The 3626-nt window shown below is 55.4% G+C and carries 3 protein-coding genes; 1 reads left to right on the plus strand and 2 read right to left on the minus strand.

Going from position 1 to position 3626, the window contains the following annotated elements; translation table 11 throughout:
• Positions 1-469: FHA domain-containing protein (locus ACLP2E_RS13630; RefSeq protein WP_442466256.1), on the minus strand; the 469-nt coding region annotated here is incomplete at its 3' end.
• A gap of 52 nt (positions 470-521) precedes the next feature.
• Positions 522-2156 (minus strand): globin domain-containing protein, encoded by a 1635-nt coding sequence (locus ACLP2E_RS13635; protein WP_442466257.1) that lies wholly within the window; start codon positions 2154-2156, stop codon positions 522-524.
• A gap of 593 nt (positions 2157-2749) precedes the next feature.
• Here ACLP2E_RS13635 and ACLP2E_RS13640 point away from each other — a divergent pair.
• Positions 2750-3626, plus strand: an 877-nt coding sequence (locus ACLP2E_RS13640) for an IS1595 family transposase (protein WP_442466258.1), incomplete at its 3' end; no start/stop codon positions are given.

Raw genomic sequence — 3626 nt, forward strand, 5'->3', positions numbered from 1 at the left:
GCCGAAAACCGGGGAGGTCGACCTGCGAGCCATTCCGCAATTGGACCGGCGTTTTTGGCTTTATCTTCTTGCGCTCCAGCAAGGCGCCGTTCTCCAAGTCGAGCGCCTCGACATAGAATTTCCCGCCCCGCGGGAGAATAGCCACATGATACATGGCGAGTTTATAAGATTCGAGTTGGAGATCGGCGCTCGGATGCCGGCCGATCACGGTCTCTCGTCTCATTTGGCTCAGCGGGATTTCATGAACCACGGCGCCGTCTTTCATGACGGTCATCTTGTCGCCAGGATTGGCGTCGATCGGCGCGCCTTTGAAGAGACGCCGCAACCAGAGGTCGCCCTTGGGTGTAAATTCGGTCGGATGCTGGGCGCTTAAATCGTGTTTCTTCCGGGACAAACCGCCTGAAGCTTGATAATTGGCAAAAAAAGCCCGCCGCCAAAAGTCGTTATTCGGCTCCTGAGGATCGGACATGCTGCTATCTCCCGATATTTAGTCACAGGGCCTACCGCGACACCTTTTAGAGTCAACGATTAAGAACGTCCTCCCGCGCGCTTTCAAGAATCTCAACCATGCTGTTAAGCTCCTTTTTAGAAATATGCAGCTCCTCTAATGACTCTTTGAACAACTCCATCACCCTGTCGAAGTGTACATCTGTTAATCCCATTTTCTCTACCAGACGGCTGTGGGTTTTGCGTAAATCCATTCCTGAAAACTGGTACGGACCGCCAAACGCCATGCAGAGAAAATTTTTCTGCTTGAGTCTCTGGCTATCCATATCGACATCGTCAAAAAACTTACCTACAAGCTCGTCTTCCAGCACTTTTCGATAAAATAAATCGACTACAACGTCCATTGCCTTATCTCCACCTAGGCGGTGGTAAAGCGGTATGTCGAGCAGTTGGAAATAATCTCCGCCTTTGGCGGCAGCGTTGTCCGTGCCCCAGTCAATGGCTTTATCCGCCTTCTTCAGCAAAGGAATATGCTTGGAGCATTGGATATACGCCTCTTCAACTTCGACCATGACCCAGCGTTCGGGGCATTTCTTCCCTTCTTGATTTATTTCCTCTATGACGTCCGCCGGCAATTTATCCGTGCATCGGCGCAATTCGTCATTCTCGACGACGCGCACTTTGCCGTTGACGTGCAGGCCGATCGTATCGCGGGTAAAATCAATCATTAGCATGGCGATGTGCGGGTTTTCGCTCATGTTCCCGGTATTGGCGTAAACGCCGTTGCCCCGATACTCTGGATAAATTAAGTAGTTGTCGCTGAGCACCCGAATAAAACCGGGCTTTCCGAATTTCGAAGTGCAATCGCACTCTCCGTGGCGGTCGGCTGTGGCCACGAAAAGAAACTCCTGGCGCGCGATGAACTCCTTCATGCGCGGAGCTAAATAGCTCAGCATCTGCTTTTCATAAAAATTGATCGCTCGCGCCTTGGAGTCGTATTTTTCTTGAATCTTATGTTCCCCATCGGAACCTGGAAGCAGGCTGGGCTTTTTGGGCTCTTCGGACGTGGCGGGCATGTCGGGGGTCGCCACGGAGGGAGCGACTCCGAGGCGATCGTCACCGTTATCCACCCGAGAAACCTTCTCCGCTTCTTTTCTCTCCGTCGAAAACGTGAATGCTTTCGGCATTGGGCATTTATTCGCCGGGGCAAAAGGATTTTGCTTGGTTTGTTGCTGCTCCGCACCGCCAGCCGCCACCGCCGGTTTAGGAGCGTTTGCCGCGGTAATAGCCGGTTGCGCTTTTTGCGGCTCAGCAACGTTGGCCGCCTGTTTCGGCGCTTCCGGCCCGGGAGCGCCTGCTCCAGCGTCAGCTGGCTTAGCCTGAGTCGACGCGGTTACTTTTGCCTCTTCTCTAGTGGATGGTTCCTGGTCGCGTTCTGCTCTCAGGCGAAGAAAGTGTGAAAAATCATCAACTTCACCTAGTTGTGCCCAAGAGGCCATGCCGTTGCGCCAAATAAACGAGTTTGGTGAGAGCCCATGAGAAGTAATCTGACTCGCGACTTCACCTTTAGTCACGGGCCCGACTTCTTGACCGCCAATAATATACCACCATTCATTTTCCGACACATCCTGCCGGCTAGCGGCAGTCGCCTCATCGACGAGCGTCTTTTCGAGTTCCTGGGCCCAGTCTCGGCTCATTGGCTTCGCCATCCACGACGATCCAGGTATCTTTCGAAATCGGTATGCCGCGAAAGCGTCCCCGGCCGTGCCACCCGGCTCCCCCTAGCCCGCTTTCGCCGGATAGCGCACCTGTTAATTCTGAGATTGCCACTTTCGATAGATTCTGTCCACGCAGGACTTTTTCCCTGCCAATGCTGGCGGCGGCGGCGGCTTTGGGTCAACCCGCGCCGTGGGCGCATCATTCGAACGGGTCCGCTGAACCCCAACTTGCCGCCGCTACAGACACATTCTCAGGCGGCAGCGGTGCGCCATATGCAGAGATCGACAGTTCACCCGTCAAACTCGACGCTCTGCATGTGAAGGAGTTGGCATCGACGACGCGGCCAGGCTGGACAGGATTCGGAGAATTGTCATGATGGAACTTTGGTCGTATTCTCAAAATTCACGAATTTCGACAAACACCATCCTAAATTGCCAAACTTTTTGAGAGGATAGAAATGAAACTCAACATTGCTCATTCCGAATATAAGCTACAGCAAGGCGGATTGATGATCTGCGGATGCGGCTTATCCCTCTTGGTCCGGCGATTGGACAGGAGCGCATTTCTGGACCATAAGAACAAAATGGCAACATGTCCCCAGGTCAGCCGCTGGAAGCACGACCGCCCGCCCTCGCTCCAGCAATTCGTGGCGGATTTTGCTGAGGACGAGGCGTGCGCCGACTGGCTCCAGCGGCGGCGCTGGCCCGATGGCTTCGTCTGCCCGTGCTGTCACGCAAGAAAGGGCTGGAAGCTGGAGACGAAGCCCTGGACATTCGAATGCGCCAGGTGTGGCAAGCAGACCTCGGTGACCGCCGGCACGATCATGCACGGAACACACCTGCCCCTGCGCACCTGGTTCATCGCCGCGCATCTGGTCGCGACGCATTCCAACGGTATTTCCGCCCTGCAACTCCAGGGCAAGCTCGGGATCGGCTCCTACAAGGCGGCCTGGCTGCTCTTGCACAAATTGCGCAAATCCATGGTCGATCCTGACCGCGACCCGCTGGCGGGGATGGTCGAGGTCGATGAGACCAGCATCGCCTTCAGGACGAAAGACGATCCGGTCGCGGGTGGCCAGGGCCGCGGTCACGACGGGAAAATCCTCATCGTCGGGGCGGTCGAGAGCATCGAAGGTGGTAAGGCAGGCCGCATCCGGCTGTCGCTGATTGGCGACTATTGCGGCAAGACTCTGAAAGATTTCATCGCCGCCAACACGGCTCTTGGCTCGACAATCCTCATCGATGGCTTTTCGTCCTATCCCGGGATGAACGATCGCTATCACGAGCCCATAGTCGTCGGGACGATGGCGGCGCATGTGCTCTTGCCGTGGATACACCGCGTCTTCTCGAACCTGAAGCGCCTCGGCCTCGGCGTCTATCACGGGTTCCGCAAAGCTCATATCCAAGCCTATCTCGATGAATTCGTGTTCCGCTGGAATCGGCGGCGCCATTACCGATCTG

This window comes from Rhodoblastus sp. (genome assembly GCF_052145335.1).
GTDB lineage: Bacteria > Pseudomonadota > Alphaproteobacteria > Rhizobiales > Beijerinckiaceae > Rhodoblastus.